Raw genomic sequence first — 19,231 nt, 5'->3', positions numbered from 1 at the left:
TGGTTCAACCTATAGTAGTGGTGTAAAGCCTCGTTCGTACGGATGGGGCTTTTTTTATCGCCGGGCATCAATCGTTGAACTGCCGGGCAGCCAGAGGAATGCGTGCCTGCGTTTGCCTGCCGGTCATGCCGGTGCTTTCAGCCTTGCCGGTTGCCGCTGTTTTTTGTTGCGCTTTGGGCTGGTACCGCTTCAGCTTGAGCTTGTCAATTCTGGGTTTGGCTTCCTGGAGGTCGTAGGCTGTCTGCATCCGCTGCCAGATTTCGGCCGTTCCGCCAAATACTGCGGCGATCCGGAGGCTCATGTCCACGGAAATAACCGCCCTCCCGTTGGCCACTTTCGATAATGCCGGGCGGGTTACTTTCAACAATTTTGCAGCTTCCGTAATAGTAAGGCCCTGGTAGTCAAAAAGCTCTTCTTTCAGCAAAATACCCGGGTGCTCAAATTTCATTTTTCGCTTCATATGTTCGGTTTATTAATGGTAGTCAATATAATCAACCTCGTAAGCATGGCCGTCTTTAAATAAAAATACTATCCTGTAATTCCCGCTTACCCATATGCTCCAGTAACCTTGCATGGGACCTTTCAACGGGTGGGCTTTCCAGCTCGCTTCAGCCTGCATATCTTCCGGCATCGCGGCAATATCCAGTACATACAGGATCCGTCTTATCTTCCCGGTATGTTGTGCCGGCAGGCCTGACTTTTTATCGTGTTCCCAGAAAGCTCTCAGCGCCTTGCTTTTGAAGTGTTTGATCATCCTTGTTGTTATTTATCCATAATAGATCAACTACAAGGAAAAGGGTGAAGGCTTGATATATTACCGGGTTTTCAAGAGATAATGCTGAATTTCCTAAGGAAATAACAGCTTTCCCGGTAGTCAAAGATCACCTGAGTATGACCGGTCACAACGTGTAAAGCGTAAAGTTACACTTTACACTTCGTTCTCCCAAATTTTACCTAAATTGCTGCTATGCTCAGTTACTGGGAAAAACAAAGTCTCCTTCATTACGACTGCATCCTCCTGGGAAGCGGCATCGTGGGCCTGTCGGCCGCTATCAGCATCAAAGAACGATTCCCCCGCAAACGCATCCTTGTGCTCGAGCGGGGTTTGCTGCCTTCCGGCGCATCTACGCGTAACGCGGGCTTCGCCTGCATCGGCAGCCTCACCGAAATCCTCGACGACCTGCGCCGTATGCCTGCCAAAGAAGTAGTGGCCCTCGTGCAGATGCGTAAAAAAGGCCTGCAACTGCTGCGCTCCCGCATCGGCGACGACCGGATGCAGTATCGTGAAAACGGCAGTTACGAGCTTATCGGCGAAGCCGAATTACCGGCGCTGCAACAAATGGAAGCCGTCAACGCCATGCTGTTCGACATCCTGCCCGGCCCCGCCTTTTCCATGGCCGACGATAAGATCGACGCCTTCGGTTTTGCCAGGTCGCACGTCAGACATCTCGTTAAAAATAACTTCGAGGGAGAGCTGCATACCGGCATGATGATGCGCACCCTCATCGACCTCGCCTTCGAGCGCGGCATCGAAATCAAAACGGGCTGCGAAGTCACCTCCTTTGAAGAAGACGCACAGCAGGTGAAAGTAACCGTCAACAACAGCCTGCAGTTCAGCGCGGAACAGCTTGCCATCTGCACCAACGCCTTTACCGGCGACTTCCTGCCCGAGCTCGACATCACCCCCGGCCGCGGGCAGGTGCTCATCACCGGACCCGTGAAAGATCTTCCCTTCAAAGGAATATTTCATTTCGACGAAGGATATTATTACTTTCGGGAACTGAACGGCCGCGTGCTTTTCGGCGGTGGCCGCAACCTGGATTTTGGCGGAGAAACGACAACCGATATCGCTTTGAGCGCACGCATACAACAAGACCTGGAAGACAAACTCCGTACCCTCATCCTGCCCCATCATCCGTTTGTTATAGAAGACCGCTGGGCGGGCATTATGGCTTTCGGCCAGAACAAGCAGCCCATTGTGAAGGCTTATTCAAAACGCATCTGGCTCGCTGTGCGGATGGGCGGAATGGGCATCGCCATCGGTTCGGAAGTTGGCCGCTCCCTCGCCGCGCTGATGCATGAATAAAGAATAATCGCAATTGCTGATAGTGAATTACCCGTTGCTTGTAACGGCCACGGGCAATGATTATATTTATTTTATCATCGTCGTACAGTTATGAAAAAGATCCTTATCCTGTTTCTGCTGCTTGGCAATGTCGTATATGCCCAGCAGCCCCTTCGCCTTTGGTATCAGCAACCTGCCGCCAGATGGGAGGAAGCCCTGCCCGTTGGCAACGGCCGCCTGGGCGCCATGGTGTACGGCAGGCCCGGCAACGAAATCTTACAGATCAACGAGGAAAGCGTATGGGCGGGCAACAAGTTCAACGATGCCAACCCTAACGCCTACAAGGTGCTCGACACCATCCGCCGGTTGCTTTTTGCGAACAAAAACGACGAGGCGCTGGCCATCGCGCAACCGAATTTCGTGGCGGTGGACGGAGAGAACTCCACCCAGATCGCGCGTAACTTCCGTTCCAACCAGACCCTCATGAACGTTAACATCCGGTACGGGTTTACGGATTATACGGGATACCACCGCGAACTGAATATAGAAAACGGCATCAGTACCACCCGCTTCACCGTGAACGGTGTGGAATATAAACAGGAAGTGCTCGCATCGGCGCCGAACAACGTCATCGTGGTACGGATCACGGCTTCAAAGCCTGCTTCCATCGATGCTTTCATTTCGCTCGACCGGCCGGCGCCCAGGGATACCAGCTCCCGGTGCATCGATTGCAAAGTGACCGCAGCGGGCAATAACCAGCTGGTGCTGAACGGGCAGATCAACGACCTGGAAGGCAAAGAGAAACGGGGCCCCGCGGGCCTGCATATGCGCTTTGCGGGTATGCTGCAGGCCACCCCCACCGGCGGCGCCATTCAGGCAAAAGAGGGTGGGCTACAGGTGAAGAACGCCAACGCCGTTACTTTATACATCCAGGGCGCTACCAATTACAATGCCGTCAAACAGGATGTGGACCCCGGCGCCAGCATCGCCCTCAACAAATGCAAACAATTGCTCCAGCAGGCCGCCCTGCGCAGCTACGCACAGATACAGGCCGCGCATGTAAAGGATTTTGAGGCGGTCATGAAAAAAGTGAAACTGCAGATCGGGGAGGTGGCGGAAGACGCAACGCCAACCGATGAACGCTTGCAGCAGGTGAAAAAAGGGCATGAAGATCCGCACCTCGTAGCCCTGTACTTCCAGTACGGCCGTTACCTGCTGCTCTCCAGCTCCCGCCGCCCGGGCGTACTGCCGGCTAACCTGCAGGGCATCTGGAACCAGCACCTCGACGCACCGTGGAATGCGGACTTTCATACCAACATCAACCTCCAGATGAACTACTGGCCGGCGGAAGTCACCAATCTTTCCCAAACCACCGCGCCGCTGTTCGACTTTATGGATTACATCCGCCCACAGGGCCGCATCACCGCCAAAAAAATGTACAACGCCCGCGGATGGGTGGTGCATCACTGCACCGACGCTTTCGGGAAAACAGGCGTGCAGGCCAGTGCCGCATGGGGTACCTTTCCAATGGCCGCCAGCTGGATGTGCCTCCACTTCTGGGAACATTATGCGTTTACGCTGGATTATAATTTCCTCAAAACAAGGGCGTATCCCATCATGAAAGAACATGCCCTGTTCGTGGAGGACTTTCTCGTGAAAAGTCCCGAAGGCTACCTCGTCTCTTCTCCGGGCAGCTCGCCGGAAAACAGGTTCGTGCACCCGGTGACGGGCAAACCTGCTGGCCTTACTTACGGGCCTACGATGGACAGCCAGATACTCCGCGAGTTCCTTTCCAAATGTATCGCCGCCGCCAACCTGCTGAGGACCGATTCGGCGGACGCGGCGCGCTGGCAACAGATCATAACGCAGCTGCCGCCCACCCGGACGGGGAAAGACGGCCGCATACTGGAATGGATACACGAATATGAAGAAGCGGAGCCCGGTCACCGGCACATCTCCCATCTCTTCGGCCTGCACCCCGGCACGCAGATCACGGAGCAGTCGCCCTCCTTGTTCGAAGGCGCACTGAAAACCCTCACCGGCCGCCTCAGCAAAGGCGGCGGGCATACCGGGTGGAGCAGGGCCTGGATCATCAATTTTTACGCCCGCCTCAAACAGGCAGACAGTGTGCGCAACCACCTGCAGGCGCTGCTGGCCAAGTCCACGCTGCCCAACCTGTTCGATAACCACCCGCCGTTCCAGATCGACGGTAACTTCGGCGGAACGGCCGGCATCGCGGAAGCGCTGCTGCAAAGCCATGGCGATTATGTGGAAGTATTGCCCACACTGCCCGCAGCCTGGGCGAACGGGAGCGTTACGGGGCTTTGCGCCCGCGGTGGGTTTGAGCTAGACATCAGCTGGAAAGATGGCGTGCTCTCCGGCCTCGTGCTGCGCTCCACCACCGGCCGCAACATCGTACTGAAATACCGCCAGCACCTGCTGCCTCTTTCCATCGAAAAAGGAAAAGAAGTAGTAGTGCCGGTACATCAATTATTATAAACCACCTGATACATGCAGTTATTCAGACATCTTGTTTGGCTTGCCCTGCTGTTGCCCATTACGATAAAGGCACAGTATAAGCCCACCTGGGAATCGTTAGACAGCCGGCCCGTGCCGGCATGGTTCGAGAACGCCAAATTCGGCATCTTCATTCACTGGGGCGTTTATTCCGTGCCCGCCTGGGCGCCCAAGGGCGTCTATTCGGAATGGTACCAGTACTGGCTGCAAAGCGGCAAGGTATTCGGCAACAACAACCCTTCGCCCACCGCCGTGGTGGATCATCACAACAAAGTATACGGCAAGGATTTTTCGTACTACCAGTTCGCGGATTATTTTAAAGCGGAAGACTACGACCCGGAAGCCTGGGCGAAGCTGTTCGAAAAATCCGGCGCGAAATACATCGTGCTCACCTCCAAACACCACGACGGGTTTGCGCTCTGGCCCAGCAAAGAAGCCACCAAAGCCTTCGGCCGCCCCTGGAATGCAGTGGACGGTGCGGCAAAACGCGACCTCCTCGGCGACCTCACCACCGCCGTTAAAAAAACAAGCGTGAAGATGGGATTCTATTATTCCCTCTACGAATGGTACAACCCGCTCTACCGCGATAAAAAATACAAGGAGTACGTCAATGAGCACATGCTGCCGCAGCTCCGCGACCTGGTGAACCGTTATGAACCGGACATCATCTGGCCGGACGGTGAATGGGACCAGAGCGATACCCTCTGGCAGTCGCGCGAATTCCTGACCTGGCTCTTCAATGAATCGCCGGTGAAAGACAAGGTAGCGGTGAACGACCGCTGGGGGAAAGGTATCCGCAAAAACCACGGCGGCTACTACACCACCGAATATGAGGTAGGCGCCACCTTTAGCCGGCCCTGGGAGGAATGCCGGGGGATGGGCTTTTCGTTCGGGTATAACCGTAATGAAGACATCGAGGATTACAACAGCACGCAGTCCCTCATCTACCTGCTCACCGACATCGTGAGCAGCGGCGGTAACCTGCTGCTCGACATCGGGCCCGACGGCCACGGCAAAATACCGCCGATCATGCAGGAGCGCCTTCTCGAAATAGGGGAGTGGCTGAAAGTGAACGGCGAGGCCATTTACAACACCCGCAGCTGGAAAAACAAAGTGCAGTGGTCGGCCGGGCGCCGCGACTGGAAGCCGCCCCACGGCATGGTGAGCGGCGAGGCCATGCTCAAACAGACCGTACAGCCCGAACCGGGATACGCGGCGAAGGAAATCTTTTTCACGGCCAATGGCAGCACCGTATATGCGATTGCTCCCAGGCTGCCCGAAGGCAGGTTCCTCATCCGCGACGTGAATCCTTCCGCCGGTACCACCGTGCAGCTGCTGGGCCTGCCCCGCAAGCTGGCGTTCAAAAAGGTCAAAGAGGGCATCGAGGTCACCGTGCCGAAGTTGTCCGTACAGGAAGTACCCTGCCGCCACGCTTTCGCATTCAAGATCACACAGACCATTTAGTTGATACTGAACACTTTAAAGGGGGCCCTCAAAAGGCCCCTTTTTTATGCCTTTTTTTTTAACTGTTGATTTTACAATTAAAAATTGTTTGCTATCTTGACGGGATATATGATTCTCACGTTATCACGTTATACTGATCAAATATGAACAACACAGGGCTGCTGCCACTCGATTACCTGGTTTTCGCATTTTACTTTGTTATCGTAGCCGGTTACGGTTATTATATCTATCAAAGAAAGAGGAAGGCCTCCGCTGATACGAAAGACTTTTTCCTTGCAGAGGGTTCCCTTACCTGGTGGGCCATCGGGGCTTCGTTGATTGCGTCCAACATTTCCGCGGAACAATTCATCGGCATGTCCGGTTCCGGTTTTAAAATGGGGCTGGCCATTTCCACGTATGAATGGATGGCGGCTGCCACCCTGCTGGTAGTGGCGATATTTTTCCTGCCCATCTACCTCAAGAACAAGATTTACACGATGCCGCAGTTCCTGCTGCAACGGTACGACGGGCGCGTGAGCACCGTGATGGCCGTGTTCTGGCTGTTGCTCTACGTGTTCGTAAACCTCACTTCCATCCTGTACCTCGGCGCACTGGCCATTCAGACCATTTCGGGCATTCCGTTCTGGACCTGCGTGATGGCGCTGTCTGTGTTCGCGATTTTTATCACGCTGGGCGGTATGAAGGTGATCGGTTATACGGATGTGATCCAGGTGTTTTTCCTGATACTCGGCGGTTTGGCCACCACTTATCTTGCACTCAACCTGGTATCCGACCACTTCGGCGGTTCGGGCATGTGGGATGGGGTAGGACTGCTGCGCCAGAAAGCGCCGGAGCATTTCCACATGATCTTCTCCCCGGAAAGCGAGCACTATAAAGACCTGCCGGGCCTGGCGGTGCTGATCGGCGGTATGTGGATCGTGAACCTCAACTACTGGGGATGCAACCAGTACATTACGCAACGCGCACTGGGCGCGGATCTCAAAACCGCGCGCAACGGCCTCCTGTTCGCCGGTTTCCTGAAACTGCTGATGCCGGTGATCGTAGTGCTGCCGGGTATTGCCGCTTATGTGCTGTATAAAAACGGCATGTTCCAGCAGGAGATGCTGGATGCCGCCGGCACCGTGAAACCCGACCATGCTTACCCCGTATTGCTCAACCTGCTGCCGGCCGGCCTGAAAGGTTTGTCGTTCGCCGCGCTGACCGCTGCCATCGTAGCTTCCCTGGCCGGAAAAGCCAACAGTATCGCCACCATTTTCACACTCGATATTTACAAACACTTCTTCAAGAAAGACGCTACGGAACAGGACCAGGTGAAGGTAGGCCGTTACACCATCGTGGTGGCCATCATCATCGGTGCGCTGGTAGCCCCGGCGCTGAAAAGCCTCGACCAGGGTTTCCAGTACATCCAGGAATACACCGGCTTCATTTCTCCGGGCGTGTTCGCGATATTCATCATGGGCTTTTTCTGGAAGCGCACCACGGCCAACGCCGCACTGGTAGGCGCTATCCTCGCCATTCCGTTATCGGTGGCCCTGAAGTTCGGCATGCCCGAACTGCCTTTCATTAACCGGATGGGCTGGGTGTTCATCATCATCGTGGTGATCATGGGCATCATGAGCATCCTCGATCCGAAGAGCAAAGACAATCCGAAAGGGCTCGAAGTGGATGCGTCCATGTTCAAACTCAATACCGCTTTTTCCATAGGCGCGATCATCATCTGCGGTGTGCTCGCGGCTTTATATACAGTATTCTGGTAACCCGTCATGCCGGGTGTAACCATTACGCCCGGCATACATCATAAAAACTTATTACTTCCATGTCTGCATACCTGATCGGCTACGATATCGGTTCTTCGTCTATTAAAGCTACGCTGCTGGATGCCGCTACCGGCCGCTGCCTCGCTGCGGCCACCGGTTCCACGGAGGAGTTTGTCATCAAAGTGCCGCGCGCCGGCTGGGCGGAACAGGATCCGGAGATGTGGTGGCAGGAAGTGGTGAAAGCCACGCATGCCCTGCAGCTGCAGCATCCCTTCGACCCCACCGCCGTGAACGCCATCGGCATCGCTTACCAGATGCACGGCCTCGTGTGCGTCGACGAAAACCACCAGGTATTGCGGCCTTCCATTATCTGGTGCGACAGCCGGGCGGTGGCCATCGGCGATAAAGCCGCGGTGGAACTGGGCGAACCCTACACGCTGCCGCACCTGCTCAATTCCCCCGGGAACTTCACGGCATCCAAACTCCGGTGGGTGCAGCAGCACGAACCGGATGTGTACGCCCGTATCAAACATATTATGCTGCCGGGTGATTTTATCGCCCTGCGCCTCACCGGCCAGCCGGCCACCACACTGTCGGGCCTGTCTGAAGGCATTTTCTGGGACTTTGCGGAGCAGCGCGTATCGGCGCCTTTGCTGGCATTGTACGGCATCGATCCGGGGCTGTTATCGCCCATCGTGCCTACTTTCGGCGAACAGGGGCGCGTAACGGCGAAGGCCGCGGAGCTGTTGAAGCTGCGCGCGGGCATCCCCGTGACCTACCGCGCCGGCGACCAGCCCAATAACGCATTTTCACTCAACGTGCTGGAGCCGGGCGAGGCCGCTACCACCGCCGGTACTTCCGGGGTGGTGTATGCCGTGCACGACAAACCGGCGTACGATGCGCAAAGCCGGGTGAACACTTTCATACACGTCAATCATACGAAAGAAAATACCCGCAACGGCGTGCTGATGTGCCTCAACGGCACCGGCATTTTAAACAGCTGGCTGCGCGGCATTGCCGGCGGGATGGACTACAACCGCATGAACGAGATAGCGGCCGGAGCGCCCATCGGGGCGGAAGGTTTGCAGGTATTCCCGTTCGGCAACGGCGCGGAGAGGATACTGGCTAACCGCCTTCCGGGCGCGGCCATCGAAGGGCTGGCCTTCGGTGTGCATCAGCAGGCGCACCTGCTGCGGGCGGGGCAGGAAGGCATCGTGAACGCCCTTACCTACGGTGTGAACATCATGCGCGGCATGGGCCTGCAGATCAACCGTGTACGGGCGGGCAAAGCGAATATGTTCCTCAGCCCGCTGTTCCGCGAAGCATTCGCCAACACGGCCGGCGTTACCATCGAGCTGTACAATACGGACGGCGCGCTGGGTGCGGCGCGTGCGGCGGGAGTGGGCTCCGGGTATTACCGCGATATGAAGGCCGCCTTTACGGGTATGGAATGCCTGACCACGGTTACGCCCGAGACAGAAAAGGAACAGGCGTACGGTGAGGCGTACACGAAATGGAACGACCGTTTACAACAGATTTTATCCACGCAATAAAACAGTGATCATGAATATCATTACAGGCGACAAGACCTATTTCCCCACGGTAGGGAAAATCCAGTACGAAGGCCCGAAATCAGACAACCCGATGGCCTACAAGTGGTACGACGAAACCAAAACCATCAATGGCAAAACGCTCCGCGAACTCTTCAAATTCGCGGTGAGCTACTGGCATACCTTCTGCGGCACCGGCGGCGATCCTTTCGGCCCCGGCACGAAGGCGTTCCCCTGGCTCACGGCCAACGATCCCGTGCAGCAGGCGAAAGATAAGATGGACGCGGCGTTTGAATTCATCACCAAACTCGGCGTGCCGTATTATTGTTTCCACGACATTGACCTGGTAGACGAAGGCAGCAGCCTCGCCCAATACGAGCAGCACCTGCAGCAGATCGTTGACTATGCGAAGGAAAAACAGAAGGCCAGCGGCGTGAAGCTGCTCTGGGGCACGGCCAACGTATTCAGCAATCCGCGTTACATGAACGGCGCGTCCACCAACCCGGACTTCGCCGTGGTGGCTTATGCCGGCACCCAGGTGAAAAATGCGCTCGACGCCACCATCGCGCTGGGCGGAGAGAACTACGTGTTCTGGGGCGGCCGCGAAGGGTATATGACCCTGCTCAACACCAACATGAAAAGGGAGCTCGACCACCTCGGCCGCTTCCTCGGCATGGCCCGCGATTACGCGCGCAAACAGGGTTTCAAGGGCACGTTCTTCATCGAACCGAAACCCTGCGAGCCCACCAAGCACCAGTACGACTACGATAGCGCCACGGTGATCGGCTTCCTGCGGGAGTACGGCCTCGACAAGGATTTTAAACTGAATATAGAAGTGAACCACGCCACACTGGCCGGCCATACCTTCCAGCACGAGCTGCAGACAGCAGCGGATGCTGGCATGCTGGGCAGCATCGACGCCAACCGCGGCGATTACCAGAACGGCTGGGATACCGACCAGTTCCCCATGAACCTCAACGAGCTGACCGAAACGATGCTCGTTATCCTGGAAGCCGGCGGCCTCGCCGGCGGCGGGGTGAACTTCGACGCCAAAGCGCGCCGTAACTCCACCGACCTGGAAGATATCTTCCACGCACACATCGGCGGCATGGACGCCTTCGCCCGCGCTGCTTTCATTGCAGACCGCATACTCCGCGAATCGCCCTATAAAAAATTCCGCGCGGAGCGCTACGCGTCTTTCGACAGCGGGAAAGGACAGGAATTCGAAAGCGGCAAACTCACGCTGGAAGACCTGCGCGCCTTCGCACTGGCCAACGGCGAGCCTAAACAGATCAGCGGCCGCCAGGAATGGCTGGAGAACCTGGTGAATCAATACATCTGATCTTTTGTCAATCATTTATAGAATGGGCCGCACATCACCGTGCGGCCCTTTTTTATTTCCTTCCCGCCCAATCCCCATTTTTGTATTTTGCAAAAAAAAGCATGGCCTTCTTCATACAGCATTTACAGCAAAACGGGTTCGACGTGATTGAACTGACAGACGACGAGGGCGCTTCCGTGCAGGTGATACCTGCGCTGGGCGCACTGTTGCATGCCTTCACCATTCCGCATAAAAACGGAACGCTGAACGTGATAGACAGTTATGCCAGCCGCGCCGAGTACGACGCCGGCGTGGTCAGCAGTTTCAAAAGCGTAAAGCTCAGCCCCTTTGCCTGCCGCATCAAAGACGCGGCTTACGAATGGAACGGCGTGAAACGCCAGGTGCAGAAATCGCCCATTCACGGTTTGCTGTACGACCAGGCTTTTGCCGTGATCCTCGAAGAAACCGGCAGCCAGGATGCGGTGGTGGACCTGGAGTACCACTATAGCGGCTGGGACCCCGGTTACCCGTTCCCGTACACCTGCAACGTGCGGTACCGTTTGCTCGCGCAGAACACCCTCGAAATCACCACGTCCATCCTCAATCATCACAGCGAATCCATTCCCCTGATGGACGGCTGGCATCCCTATTTCAGCACCGGTACGCCGGTAGACGAACTGGAACTGGAATTCCGGTCGAAAGAAATCGTGGAATTCGACGATAAACTGATACCTACCGGCAAACTGCTGCCCTATACATCGTTTAACCAGGCTAAAAGTCTTCGCGGGGTGGAGCTGGATAACTCGTTCATCGTTGATTTTGATCAACCTTCGCCGTTATGCATCCTGCGCGACCCGAAGAAGCACGTCAGCATCGAATTTTATCCTTCCACGGCGTATCCCATCCTGCAGATATACATTCCCCCGCACCGCAACAGCATCGCCGTGGAAAACCTCACCGGCGCGCCCAACGCCTTCAATAACGGCCTGGGCCTCGTGAAGCTGGCCGCCGGGGAAAGCGTACAATTCGCCACCACCCTGCGTGTGAGGGGGTAACAGCCGTTTTGGCACAAACTTTGAATTTCATAGCCCGAACCCCTCATTTATTCATAATTAAACGCAGATGTTATGGACATCCTGATGATTAAGGACCGGTGGTATGAAATCAGAGAGAAGCTGAAAAATATGTTCGCGGATTTGACGGACACCGATCTCCGGTACGAGCAAGGGAAAGACGACAGGTTGATTGGTCAGATCCAGATCAAGCTGGGCAAAAGCAGGGACGAAGTGATATCCCTTATCCGGTCGCTCTAAAGCAGAAAAATGTACAGCCATGGCCGTTTCCGGCAGCCTCCCCCGAGGGACGCGCCGGGAACGGCTTTTTTTTAGGATAGATTTAACATGCGGCAATAGGCGGGACGCGCCCGCTTAACTATTTTGGTGCATATTTGTTATTAGTTATATGAAGCCGTGCGGCACCTGGTCTTTTTTACACGAGGAAATCTGTCTGTACGCCTTCATCAGACCATCAACACTAAATATGAAGGGATGAATTTCAGCAGATTGTTTTTAGTTCCAGCATTGGCCTGCGCACTGGCAGGCGGTACATTCAGTAAGGCCCGGGCGCAATTCGATGCCCCGGTGCTCGTCAGGGGCCAGATCACCGATACTTCCAAAAAGCTGGTATTATACCCCGCCACTATCCGGAACAAAACTTCCGGCACCCGCGTGTTTTCCGACAACGGGGGCTACTACCGCATCAACGCCCGCATGGGCGACGAGATCCTCATTTCCTTCATCGGTTACCTGCCCGACAGTTTTAAAGTGGTGAGCATGGCCGGGACGGAAGTGCACGATGTGCGGATGAAGCTGCGGGAAAGTTTCCTGCATGAGGTGGAAGTGTCCGGCAAATGGAATCCCTACCAGCTCGATTCCATCGCGCGGTATGAAGAGTTCCGGCCTTTCCTCGAAACGCCCAACCGCGCGCTGGTGGATACGTCCAAACGAAGCACCGGCGGGTTCGGCATCGTGATCAGCCCTTTTACCCGCGGCTCCAAAAAAGAAAAAGACCTGCGCAAATTCAAACGCTTATATGAGGACCACGAAAAGCAGGCTTATATCGATTACCGTTATTCCAAATCGTTCGTCAGCCGGGTAACCGGCCTGAGCGGCGATTCGCTGCTGCGGTTCACGCAGAAATACCAGCCTCCGTACGAAATGCTGCGGAACATGAACAATGAAACGCTCATTTTCTGGATTTCCGAAAGGGCGAAGCAGTGGCGGAAAGATCCGAACGTCACCCTGCGCCCCGATCAATGATTCTTCGTTTTACCTGAATAAAAGGAAAAGGGGAATGCTCTCGGAGCATTCCCCTTTTCCTTGTCCCGGAAGGAGATACCGCGGCTTGTTAGCCTCCTGTCATGTTATTCCTGTTAAAAAAACAGGGGAAGGGATCAGCCTTCAACTGCGATATTCCCGTTTAAAATGTCCGGGGAAAAGCGGAACCCGGGAGCATCCCGGCTAATATGACCGTTTTAAATGTCGTGAAAGGAAACCCCGGAGTATCGCCGGGCTTCTGTCCAATACCCTCCTTCAGATATCCCGGAAAAGAAAAAGCCGGAGTATCTCCGGGTTTCTGTCCAGTCTTCTCTTTCAGATGTCCTTGAAAAGGAACACCCGGAGTATCGCCGGGCTTCTGTCCAATACCCTCCTTCAGATGTCCCGGAAAAGAAAAAGCCGGAGTATAACCTCCGGCCTTCTGCTTTTATTTTTCATTCCTAATCGTTCGTTCAGTTGTATACTTTCACCATGTACACGAAATCTTCCAGTTTTTTCAGCTGATCTACGCGGTTCAGGCCTACCAGCTGGCTTTTTTGCCGGATGTCTTTCCGGGAGAATTTGTCTTTCGGCAGTTCATCCAGCAGGCGTTTGAGGTGGCCCGCTTTTACCGCGAAGGCAATTCCGTCGGAGGAGGCCTGTTTACCGGTGATGATGCCGACTACTTCGCCGGTCGCATCCAGGAGGGGAGCGCCGCTGTTGCCGGGGTCTACGGGGATGGATACCTGGTAGGCCAGGGTATCGCCGTTAAAGCCGGTCTGTGCGCTGATATATCCTTTGCCGTACACAATCTCGTCGCGGGGGAAGCCCATGCTGAACACTTCCTCGCCGGAACGGCTGGGCTGGTGTTTGAGGGCGTAGGGCAGGGGAGCGGAGCGGAAGGTGGAGTCTGCAATGCGCAGCACCGCCAGGTCGCTGGAAACATCTTCAAAAATGCTCACCGCTTTGAAGGCTTCGCCTTTGTTGTTCTGGATATAGATGGAGTCAGCCCCTGCGATCACATGGTAATTGGTGACCATGTAACCATTCCGGGAAATGGCGAAGCAGGTGCCGCCATAGGTGCCGGGATTCAGGGGAGCTTTGTTGTTGCTTTTGATGTCGCGGATGAGGGCGTTCTGGGAGCGCTGCATATTGCTGAGCACCCTTCTTACGTCCTCATACTGGGCGGTGGAGGAATTTTTCACCGCTTTCTGCATGATGGCCATGGTGGCCAGCGAAGTTACCAGCGCGATGCAGGCAGCGGCGGCCAGGTTGAGCCAGGTGCGGCGGCTGCGCATATTGATGACGGGAGCGGAAGGTTTGGCTACCACGGGCACGTCCGCTCTGGCATGGATGGCCTCCATGCGGCGGAGCAGCTCTTTCCGCGCGCCGTTGGCCCGCAGCTGCTGCAGCAGTAACCGGTGCTCGGTCACCTGCCGGTCGATAGCCGGGTCGTTACGGCGGAGGGCGTCGAAAGCCTCCCTTTCCGGGACACTCATTTCGCCATCGAGGTAGCGCTCTATTTCCTGTATTAAATGTATATCGTTCATTTCACAGCCTCCTCAGGCACTTGTTTATTTATGAAGCAAAAAATAACTTTTTCAACCGCATCAGGCACTTGTACTTCTGGTTTTTGGCATTTTCCGCATTGGTATAGCCAAAACGCTCCGCAATCTCCTGCATGTTCCTGCCGTGTATATAATAATCTTCCAGGATGGTTTTGCAGGGCTCGCCCATTCTGGCCATGGCGGCCTCCATCTGGGTGAACTGCTGATCCTTTTCGACGGCGGCCTCCAGAGCTTCCTCCGCAGCGGCCGTTTCCTCCAGTTCCTCGTAAATGGGGCCCTGTAAGGAAGAGGCCTGCAGCTTTTTCAGCCATATCCGCCGGCAAACGGCATATAAAAAGGTTTTTAACCGGCTGGAAAGGATAAAATTGCCCTCCTGCACCTTTTCATACAACACGATCATCGCCTCCTGGAACACATCCCTCGCGTCGTCTTCCGACCCGTTATGCTGTAAAATCATCCTGGCAACTGCTGGGAAATTCTCTAAATAGATGGTTTCCAACGATTTGTCATCGTTTGCCGCCAGGCCCAGCAGCAATTCCTTATCCCGTTCTATTTGCAAAAGATTATTCACTTATTAATACGATTAACGCCTTTTTGTAACCCAAAGTAACCAAAAAAAATTTTTCTGAAACGATGGGTTACCTTTTCGCTGATATGGGTATAAAGTATAAATCTCATTTCAAAAACCTTAAAAGCATTTAAAATGAAAAAAGTAGCATTCTTGGCTCTCGCACTCGGTCTTTTCGTTGCAGCTTGTAACAGCGCTTCTACCTCTAACACCGGCGACACCACTAAAATCGACAGCTCTGTAAATTCTTCAGTTCCTGCTGATTCTTCAGTTGTAGCTCCCGTTGATTCTCTGGCTACAGACTCAACTACCGCTCCTGCTGCTGATTCTGCTAAACACTAATTATAGGCAAGCAATCAAGGATATTAATCCGGGGCCGTTTCTTATGAAACGGCCCTTTTTTATTTCCGGCCGCCCCGGCAGCGAACTGCCGTTACCCTATTGGCGCTCTCTCCCCTTAAAGGCAGCCCGGCTGTCTATATCGCAATGCCGGTTCAATCCAAAATATCGACTTCAAACCTGCCACCAGCCTAATAATCAGAAAAACGCCCCACGCCAGGCGGGCATTTGATGGGTGTTCAACGAACCTTCAACGAAGGACCAACGAACCTCCAACGAAGGATCAACTTTCCGGTGATCCTTCGTTCATCCCCCAGGGAAGCTTCGTTGTAGCTTCGTTGAAAACGGCTCTGCACCCCAAAGCCCTTACTCGCTTCCCCGCCAGCCCCGCGCAAAATATTTGCTATAGCAGGCAATCGGCCCCTCCGGTGATCGATTCCCGGCCATCAGGGGATAGTTGTTAGATAAATTCTACGTAAAAAGCTGTTTTGTTGGAAGAATTATATATTTTCCATCCCCTGTTTGAAAAATTGGAATCCTGCCTTACTTTTGTTCTATCAAACAATAAAGCAGAACAAGCAATGCAACAACGCACCTTCGGTTATTTTTACGGTTACTTTTTCTGGTTCCAGGAATAGGAGGTTCGTTTTTGCTAAAATCGCTTAAAAATATAACGGGCCTCCTGAAAAAGGGGGCCTTTCCTTTTTTACAATGAATTCTGATAAACAAATCATCATATGTCACAAAAGAGCTTTAGCCTGTATTTCTTTTACTTTTTCTTTTACCGGGAAAAAAACGGGACTCCTTTGTAACAACAGTTTATCATAAAACGAACAAATGAAGGGTCCCGGCTCACGGGGCCCTTTTTTATTTTCATATACGAACTCAATTTTTATGCACATAGCCATCCAGGGATTTGAAGGAAGTTTTCACCAGATAGCCGTACAGAAGTACTTCGGCAAACAAAATACCATTGAAGCCTGCGCTTCTTTCCCGGAGCTCGTGCGTAAGGTCAAAAACGGTGAAGCGGGTGTGGACGGCGGCATGATGGCCATCGAAAACTCCATCGCCGGCAGCATCCTGCCCAATTACAGCCTGCTCAAAAATTCAGGCCTCCACATCACGGGAGAGTTGTACCTGCAGATCAACCAGCAGCTCATGGTGCTGCCCGGCCAAAGCATCGAAGACATCCGCGAAGTGCATTCGCACCCGATGGCTTTGCTGCAGTGCATGGACTTCCTCGCCAAATACCCCCACATCAAACTCGTGGAAACGGAAGATACCGCCCTCAGCGCCAAACATGTGCGCCAGAAAAAGCTGAAATCCACCGCGGCCATCGCAGGACAGCTGGCGGCGGAGATTTTTGAGCTCGATATCATCGCGCCCAACATCCATACCGCCAAAAACAACTATACCCGTTTTCTGGCCATTTCCAGAAATGGTGTGGAAGCACCGGCAGATGCCAACAAATCTTCCGTATATTTCCAGACTTCCAATGAAAGCGGAAGTCTGGCCAAAGTGCTCACCAAAATCGCCGCCGAAGGCATCAACCTGAGCAAAATCCAGAGTTTTCCCATACCGGCGAAAGAGTGGCATTATTATTTTCATGCGGACATGGAATTTGACACCCTGGCTCATTTCCAGCAGGCCCTGAAAAAAATCACCCCGCTTACCGAACATCTGACGGTACTGGGCATTTACAAAAAAGGCAAAACGCACAACTAATCATAAACCCATGCAACCAACTGTAGCTAAAAGATTACAACACACCGAAGAGTATTACTTTTCCCGCAAGCTGCGGGAGATCGACGATATGAACAAAGGGGGTGCGAATGTGATCAACCTCGGTATCGGGAGTCCCGACCTTCCTCCGCACCCTTCCGTGGTAGCGGCATTGAATGAGCATGCCGCCAAACCCGGCACCCATGCTTACCAGGGCTACAAAGGCATTCCTGCCCTGCGGCAGGCCATGGCCGGTTGGTACGGCCGCTTCTACGGCGTAACGCTGGATGCTGAGAAAGAAGTGCTGCCCCTCATCGGCTCTAAAGAAGGTATCATGCACATCTGCATGACCTTTCTGCAGGAAGGCGACGAAGCGCTCATCCCGGACCCGGGGTATCCCACTTACCGCTCCGCCGTACAGCTCAGCGGCGCCACACCGGTGACGTACGCCCTGAGCGCGGCCAATGGCTGGCAGCCGGACCTCGAGGCCCTCGAAAAAAGCGACCTCGGCAAGGTGAAGCTCATGTGGGTCAACTACCCGCATATGCCCACCGGCGCGCAGGCCAAAGCCGATACTTTCGAAAAACTGGTGGCTTTCGCCAAAAAACATAACATCCTGCTGTGCCACGACAATCCGTACAGCTTCATCCTGAACGACCGGCCGGCCAGCCTCCTGGCCACGCCCGGCGCCATGGAAGTGGCCCTCGAACTGAACTCCCTGAGCAAAAGCGGCAACATGGCCGGCTGGCGTGTAGGGATGCTGGTAGGCAAAGCGGAATTCCTCAACGATGTGCTGCGCTTTAAAAGCAATATGGACAGCGGCATGTTCCAGCCCGTGCAGATGGCCGCCGTGGCCGCACTGGAACTGGGGCCGGAATGGTACGCGGAACTGAACGGCATTTACGCCGGCCGCCGTAAAAAAGTATTCGAGCTGCTCAACCTGCTCGGCGCCAGATACGACACCAACCAGACAGGCATGTTTGTGTGGGCGGAAATCCCCGCAGGATATGCAGACGGGTTTGCCGTGAGCGATGAAGTGCTGTACAAAGCCAAAGTATTCATCACACCCGGCGGTATTTTCGGCGAAAACGGCAAAGGGTACATCCGTGTGAGCCTCTGCCGCAGCGAGCAGGTGTTTGAAGAAGCGATTGAACGGGTGAAACAATCCATTCAGGTATCCCAAACGGTCAATATATGATTGCAACAGTAGTAGGAGTAGGATTAATAGGCGGTTCGCTGGCCATCAGCCTCAAGGAAAAGGGGGTGGCCAACTGGATCATCGGCGTGGATTACAACGAAGAGAACCTGAAAAGAGCGCAGGAACTGAATATCATCGACGAAGGTTCCAATCTTGAAGATGCCATGAGCCGCAGCCAGCTGATCATCCTGGCCATCCCGGTGGATGCGCTCCTCCAGACCCTTACCTCCATTTTAGACAAGGTCGGGCCACAGCATGTGATCATGGATGTGGGCTCCACCAAACAGAAATTATTACAGCTCGTGACCGGTCATTCCAAACGGGGCCGCTTTGTAGCCGCCCACCCGATGGCCGGTACCGAGTACTCCGGGCCCGATGCGGCCGTGCGCAACCTGTTCGCACAGAAAACGATGGTGCTGTGCGACGTGAAGAACAGCGATGAGGATGCGGTGGAAATGATCGAATCGATGGTGGACAAGCTGAGCATGCGCACCGTGTACATGAACGCGGAGGAGCACGACCTGCACACCGCCTATGTATCGCACATCTCCCACATCACTTCTTTCGCGCTGGCTTTGACGGTGCTGAAAAAGGAAAAGGAGCAGGGCCGCATTTTCGAGCTGGCCAGCGGCGGTTTCGAATCCACCGTGCGCCTCGCCAAAAGCTCGCCGGACACCTGGGTGCCCATTTTCAAGCACAACCGCAACAACGTGCTCGACGTACTGGAAGAACACATCAACCAGCTCGAGCAGATGAAAAAACTCCTCCAGGATGAAGATTACGAAACGTTCTACAAACTCATCCAGAAGAGCAATAAAATCAGGAAAATCTTAAAATAAACAGTCAC

17 protein-coding genes are annotated in these 19,231 nt (G+C 54.4%); 13 read left to right on the top strand and 4 right to left on the bottom strand.

What is annotated here, in order from left to right:
• Window positions 1–67: 67 nt before the first annotated feature.
• Together EGT74_RS20475 and EGT74_RS20470 are read right to left on the bottom strand one after the other, a co-directional pair.
• Entirely contained in the window at window positions 68–460 is a 393-nt protein-coding gene (locus tag EGT74_RS20475) for a HigA family addiction module antitoxin (protein WP_123848423.1), read from the bottom strand.
• Between the two features lie 12 nt (window positions 461–472).
• The gene (locus EGT74_RS20470; protein WP_123848422.1) at window positions 473–754 is read right to left on the bottom strand and encodes a type II toxin-antitoxin system RelE/ParE family toxin; all 282 of its coding nucleotides are present in this window, start codon (window positions 752–754) and stop codon (window positions 473–475) included.
• A gap of 213 nt (window positions 755–967) precedes the next feature.
• Here EGT74_RS20470 and EGT74_RS20465 point away from each other — a divergent pair, with 213 nt between their 5' ends.
• The 9 genes from EGT74_RS20465 to EGT74_RS20425 all read left to right on the top strand — a co-directional run bounded on the left by EGT74_RS20465 (window position 968) and on the right by EGT74_RS20425 (window position 12,992).
• Window positions 968–2,086 carry an NAD(P)/FAD-dependent oxidoreductase gene (locus tag EGT74_RS20465; RefSeq protein ID WP_123848421.1) on the top strand — a complete coding sequence of 373 codons (1,119 nt, stop codon included), beginning with the start codon at window positions 968–970 and terminating at the stop codon, window positions 2,084–2,086.
• Between the two features lie 90 nt (window positions 2,087–2,176).
• Window positions 2,177–4,564 (top strand): glycoside hydrolase family 95 protein, encoded by a 2,388-nt coding sequence (locus EGT74_RS20460; protein ID WP_123848420.1) that lies wholly within the window; start codon window positions 2,177–2,179, stop codon window positions 4,562–4,564.
• A gap of 12 nt (window positions 4,565–4,576) precedes the next feature.
• Entirely contained in the window at window positions 4,577–6,046 is a 1,470-nt protein-coding gene (locus EGT74_RS20455) for an alpha-L-fucosidase (protein ID WP_123848419.1), read from the top strand.
• Window positions 6,047–6,189: 143 nt separating this feature from the next.
• Window positions 6,190–7,803: a sodium/sugar symporter gene (locus EGT74_RS20450; protein ID WP_123848418.1), complete on the top strand. Its 1,614-nt coding sequence runs from the start codon at window positions 6,190–6,192 to the stop codon at window positions 7,801–7,803.
• Window positions 7,804–7,862: 59 nt separating this feature from the next.
• Window positions 7,863–9,356, top strand: a complete 1,494-nt coding sequence (locus EGT74_RS20445) for a xylulokinase (protein ID WP_123848417.1) — start codon at window positions 7,863–7,865, stop codon at window positions 9,354–9,356.
• Window positions 9,357–9,366: 10 nt separating this feature from the next.
• Window positions 9,367–10,695 (top strand): xylose isomerase, encoded by a 1,329-nt coding sequence (xylA, locus tag EGT74_RS20440; RefSeq protein ID WP_123848416.1) that lies wholly within the window; start codon window positions 9,367–9,369, stop codon window positions 10,693–10,695.
• A gap of 101 nt (window positions 10,696–10,796) precedes the next feature.
• The gene (locus EGT74_RS20435) at window positions 10,797–11,729 is read left to right on the top strand and encodes an aldose 1-epimerase (protein ID WP_158618241.1); all 933 of its coding nucleotides are present in this window, start codon (window positions 10,797–10,799) and stop codon (window positions 11,727–11,729) included.
• 72 nt (window positions 11,730–11,801) lie between these two features.
• Entirely contained in the window at window positions 11,802–11,987 is a 186-nt protein-coding gene (locus EGT74_RS20430; protein ID WP_123848414.1) for a CsbD family protein, read from the top strand.
• A 234-nt stretch (window positions 11,988–12,221) separates the two neighbouring features.
• A complete protein-coding gene (locus EGT74_RS20425; protein ID WP_123848413.1) occupies window positions 12,222–12,992 on the top strand; it encodes a carboxypeptidase-like regulatory domain-containing protein in 771 nt (256 codons plus the stop codon).
• Between the two features lie 470 nt (window positions 12,993–13,462).
• Here the strand turns inward: EGT74_RS20425 and EGT74_RS20420 are convergent, their stop codons facing one another.
• On the bottom strand, window positions 13,463–14,539 hold the full coding sequence (locus EGT74_RS20420; protein WP_123848412.1) for a trypsin-like peptidase domain-containing protein: 1,077 nt from the start codon (window positions 14,537–14,539) through the stop codon (window positions 13,463–13,465).
• A gap of 28 nt (window positions 14,540–14,567) precedes the next feature.
• Window positions 14,568–15,116, bottom strand: a complete 549-nt coding sequence (locus EGT74_RS20415) for an RNA polymerase sigma factor (protein WP_123848411.1) — start codon at window positions 15,114–15,116, stop codon at window positions 14,568–14,570.
• Between the two features lie 144 nt (window positions 15,117–15,260).
• Here EGT74_RS20415 and EGT74_RS20410 point away from each other — a divergent pair, with 144 nt between their 5' ends.
• The 4 genes from EGT74_RS20410 to EGT74_RS27085 all read left to right on the top strand — a co-directional run bounded on the left by EGT74_RS20410 (window position 15,261) and on the right by EGT74_RS27085 (window position 19,223).
• On the top strand, window positions 15,261–15,467 hold the full coding sequence (locus EGT74_RS20410) for a hypothetical protein (RefSeq protein WP_123848410.1): 207 nt from the start codon (window positions 15,261–15,263) through the stop codon (window positions 15,465–15,467).
• 891 nt (window positions 15,468–16,358) lie between these two features.
• On the top strand, window positions 16,359–17,189 hold the full coding sequence (locus EGT74_RS20405; protein ID WP_123848409.1) for a prephenate dehydratase: 831 nt from the start codon (window positions 16,359–16,361) through the stop codon (window positions 17,187–17,189).
• A 10-nt stretch (window positions 17,190–17,199) separates the two neighbouring features.
• Window positions 17,200–18,384, top strand: a complete 1,185-nt coding sequence (locus EGT74_RS20400) for a pyridoxal phosphate-dependent aminotransferase (RefSeq protein WP_123848408.1) — start codon at window positions 17,200–17,202, stop codon at window positions 18,382–18,384.
• Window positions 18,381–19,223, top strand: coding sequence for a prephenate dehydrogenase (locus EGT74_RS27085; RefSeq protein WP_123848407.1), 843 nt, complete (start codon window positions 18,381–18,383; stop codon window positions 19,221–19,223). The genes EGT74_RS20400 and EGT74_RS27085 overlap by 4 nt, the downstream gene beginning before the upstream one ends.
• The last annotated feature ends 8 nt before the right edge of the window (window positions 19,224–19,231 follow it).

Source organism: Chitinophaga lutea, assembly GCF_003813775.1.
Lineage (GTDB): Bacteria > Bacteroidota > Bacteroidia > Chitinophagales > Chitinophagaceae > Chitinophaga > Chitinophaga lutea.
This window is presented reverse-complemented; position numbering and strand designations above follow the sequence as displayed.